The organism is Streptomyces sp. NPDC033229, assembly GCF_055576875.1.
In genome coordinates this window covers 1-3,529 of record NZ_JBVIQR010000149.1, presented here as the reverse complement: position 1 = coordinate 3,529, position 3,529 = coordinate 1, and the positions used below count along the sequence as shown (strand labels likewise).

3 protein-coding genes and 1 pseudogene are annotated in these 3,529 nt (G+C 63.1%); 3 read left to right on the top strand and 1 reads right to left on the bottom strand.

Annotated elements, in window-relative coordinates:
* The first annotated feature begins 325 nt into the window (after positions 1-325).
* From ACZ53N_RS36815 to ACZ53N_RS36805, 3 genes and pseudogenes are all read left to right on the top strand, one after another.
* On the top strand, positions 326-811 hold the full coding sequence (locus ACZ53N_RS36815; RefSeq protein ID WP_469145062.1) for a peptidase inhibitor family I36 protein: 486 nt from the start codon (positions 326-328) through the stop codon (positions 809-811).
* A 948-nt stretch (positions 812-1,759) separates the two neighbouring features.
* A pseudogene (locus ACZ53N_RS36810) lies at positions 1,760-2,059 on the top strand (integrase core domain-containing protein); the annotation flags it as partial.
* A gap of 30 nt (positions 2,060-2,089) precedes the next feature.
* Positions 2,090-2,239: a hypothetical protein gene (locus ACZ53N_RS36805; protein ID WP_469145061.1), complete on the top strand. Its 150-nt coding sequence runs from the start codon at positions 2,090-2,092 to the stop codon at positions 2,237-2,239.
* 116 nt (positions 2,240-2,355) lie between these two features.
* Here the strand turns inward: ACZ53N_RS36805 and ACZ53N_RS36800 are convergent, their stop codons facing one another.
* The gene (locus ACZ53N_RS36800) at positions 2,356-3,201 is read right to left on the bottom strand and encodes an IS5 family transposase (protein ID WP_469145060.1); all 846 of its coding nucleotides are present in this window, start codon (positions 3,199-3,201) and stop codon (positions 2,356-2,358) included.
* Positions 3,202-3,529: the final 328 nt, after the last annotated feature.

Below are 3,529 nucleotides of genomic sequence, written 5' to 3'. Positions count from 1 at the left end.
CTGCACACCACTCCCTCGGCACGCGCGAAGGGGACACCCACCCGGCCCCACCACAGCCAACACCCCACCGGCATACCCCTCCCCACTCGAGCAGCGTCCACTATCAGCTTGTCCTACCTTCCAAGCGCGGGTCTGTGTCGATCATTCGTAGGATCAACACAGACCCGCGCTTGGAAGGTAGGCCGCTTGACTATTCGCGGGGGCTGGGCTGTAGAACCGGGGAAGAGGAAACAACAGTTCCCTACATCCTTACGGGTGAATTGTGTGCATGGCGGCAAATGACTCCGCCGGTAACTGCTGTGATGGGCGCACGTTATCTCCTCAAATGGCGGTAACCGAACAGGAGGCGTTCATGCGACCCGAGCGATCCACGGTTCCAGCAGTCACGCAGCGTTCCTGGCATAACCGAAGGAAGCAACCCGCCCCAGCGCGCTTCACCTACCGGTTCGCTGCGCTCGTTGCCGCCGCCGGTCTCAGCCTTGCTGGCCTGTGTTCCACCGCAGCCCCAGCCACTGCCAAGTCCGCCGGACACCCGGCGAAGGCTCCTCAGGACTGTCCGTCGGGCTACGTCTGCTTCTGGTCCGACTACAACTACAAAGGGACGCTGAAGACGTGGTACAACCCGGTGAACCACACCTGCGACCCAACGCCGATCGTGGCGAAGTCCTTCTTCAACAATGACGACCAGAGCTGGACGGTCCATCACGGCGACGGATGCAGCGGCTGGGCTGCAGAATTTTCGCCGGGGACAGGCGCTGGCGACTTCAACTTGTTCGATCCCCAGGACCCCACAGTGCGGTCCTGGCACTGACTCCTCTGATGGGCCGTCCCCACCTGATCTCTCCTTGTAATCGTCTGATTCCTCAACAAATCGGTAGACAGCCGATTCGGGGAGATCCCTGGCGTCGGAATGAGCGAGGTTTCGGCGTGACGAAGATGAGATGGATGTTGATCAGGCCGCAGTCGGCATCATCGAGCCGGTGCTGCACCGCCGCCTCGTGCAGCCGGCCCCGCACCCCAGCCCGCGACCAGATCAGGAACCGGCGGCGGGCGGGTGCGTAGCATATTAGAGGACTTTTTCCTTGGCGCTTCTCACCTGTCGTCGATTGCGCTTACCTGTTGTTAGCGATAGGCGCCGAGCGAACATTCGCCCGGTATAGCGCACGACACCTTACTCGGATCTGAAAGGACGTGACGGGAATGCGTATCCCTCGGCTACTCGCTGCCATGGTCGGCGCTGTCTCACTGGCTATAGCCGGCCTCACCTTGATCGCACCCAGCGCCCAGGCCGACCCGGCGGACTGCATCAGCTACTTGCAGGATCTGGGGTACTCAGGCTTCGACAAGATGGGGTGCTACGAGGGGCACTATGGGACTACGGAGAGCGAAGAGGCGTGCTGGACCACTCTGAAAGAATCTGGTGTCGCTAAGGAAGATGCCGAGGAGGCATGTCGGCGGGCTGGGCCCGCCGGCTAATTCCCGTGAGAGGGGTCTCGGGGAAGCTGGACCCGATACCGGCGTCCTTCCGATTTTCAGGGGGGTTTCGGGGACGGTTGACAAGGCTTGCTTGTCAACGTGCTGGGTGCTGGCGTGGGTGCGGTGCTGGCCGTCTGATGTGTCTGCGATCTGGCGGTGATCCGTCGTTGATGGGGTGCCGTTAACGAACGACGAACCAGGTGACAAGTAGCCCAGCGCCATGCGTTGGCTCGTGCTCGCGCCGTTGAGGCAGTCCAGCAGCTGGCCGCAGTCTTCAATAAACCAATACACGAGCGCCGCGTTCGCCGCCGCCTGCGAACGAGCCGGCGTGACCAGGAGCATGAGCGCCGTCGGCAGTTCGGCGGACAACGCCGCCGCGGAAAGCTGGAACGCGTCCATGAAGAGGGAAACGCTCAAGGGCGCGAAGGCATGGCCCACCGCCCGTCACGCCAGGCTCGCGGCCTTCCGCTGGGCCGGCCGCTACAACACCCGACGTCGACATTCCCGCCTCGGACAACGCCCCCCAACCACCTACGAGAACACCTTCTTCGAACCCTCAACTACACTTCCCCAAGCCGCATAACCCCGTGTCCAACATCCGGGGTCAAGGCCCATGGGCCTCCCCGCCCAGGGCTTGGCCTACTTCGACGACGAACCCACCTTCGTCCAGGCGGCCAAGAGCGTCGGCATGCAGGCCCAGCTCTTCGACGGCGCTGAGTCCTGCGCTTCCCGCCTGCACTCCTTCGGCCTGCCCGTGAAGTGAGAGAACTGCTCCGGCATCTGAACTCTGTGGCCGGCAAACCACCGCACATTGCCCTGAAACAGAGTCAAACTCAGTAAGAGGACGTCTGGTTCGCGTAGTTCGTGGGTGATTGCGTTTTATGCGTCTCGCCAGGTAGGGGTGGATTCGCCGGTTGCCCGCTTCGCGAGGTTGGAGATGGCTGCAATGCGGATCATGTTCTCGGAGTGTTCGGGTTTGGTCTCGTAGTCGCGGGCGAGTCGGCGGTGCATCATGATCCACCCGAAACTGCGTTCCACTACCCAGCGTCGCGGGAGGGCGGAGAAGCCTTTGACCTGGGTGTTCCTGGGGACGACGTCGACGTCGATGCCGAGCTTTGCGCCGTGTTCGATGGCCTGGTTTTTGTAGCCGGTGTCGGCCCAGGCCTTGGTGATCGTGGGGTGGGCGGCGGCGGTGCGGGTCAGGAGCTGTTTGCCGGCCTCGTTGTCGGAGACGCTGGCCGCGGTGACCATGACCAGCAGCAACAGGCCCAGGGTGTCGGTGACGATGCTGCGCTTGCGGCCCACGATTTTCTTGCCCGCGTCGATGCCCTGGGTGCCGGTGGGCACGGTGTGGGCGGTTTTGATGCTCTGGGAGTCGATGACGCAGGCCGTGGGTTCGGGGGCGCGTCCTTCCTTCTCACGGACCAGGCGGTGCAGGCGGAGGCCGAGCTTCTCGATGGTGCCGTCGGCGGTCCAGGCGCTGAAGTGCGAGAAGACGGTGGTGTGGGCCGGGAAGTCATGCGGCAGATAGCGCCAGGGGATGCCGGTGCGGTTGACGTAGAGGATCGCGTTGAGGACGTCACGCAGGTCGGCGACCCTGCCGCCGAGGTTGAGGGAAGTCTTCTGCCGTTCAGCTCGCCAGGCTGTCAGTGTCGGTTCGATCAGGGCCCAGCGGGCGTCGGACAGGTCGGACGGGTAGGGCTTACGAAGCGGCTGAGACGTCATGACGGAACTGATACGGCCTGAGGCTGGCGCGCGTACATCGCTCGTCCGGGCGACTCGCGCCTCCTGATCACGACATTTTCGAACCGGACAGGAGCCGTTGGGGCGAAACAGGACGACACGCAAGACCAGCGATGAGCTTCGGCCCTGCGCATTCAACGTGATCTGGCGCGAGTCGGCCAATAACAGACAAGGGACAGAACACCCAAACCTGCATGTCAACGACAAGAACATCCTCTCAGCTTGTCTTTTAACCACTCGGACGGATGTGAAGTCGGGGGTGGCCCCGCCAGCTCCCCGCCAACCCGTCACCTCGGGGGTGCAGCGTCGT

Coding starts and splice junctions, on each gene's coding strand:
- ACZ53N_RS36815 (WP_469145062.1), top strand. CDS start 326: ATGGCGGTAACCGAACAGGAGGCGTTCATGCGACCCGAGCGATCCACG.
- ACZ53N_RS36805 (WP_469145061.1), top strand. CDS start 2,090: ATGGGCCTCCCCGCCCAGGGCTTGGCCTACTTCGACGACGAACCCACC.
- ACZ53N_RS36800 (WP_469145060.1), bottom strand. CDS start 3,201: ATGACGTCTCAGCCGCTTCGTAAGCCCTACCCGTCCGACCTGTCCGAC.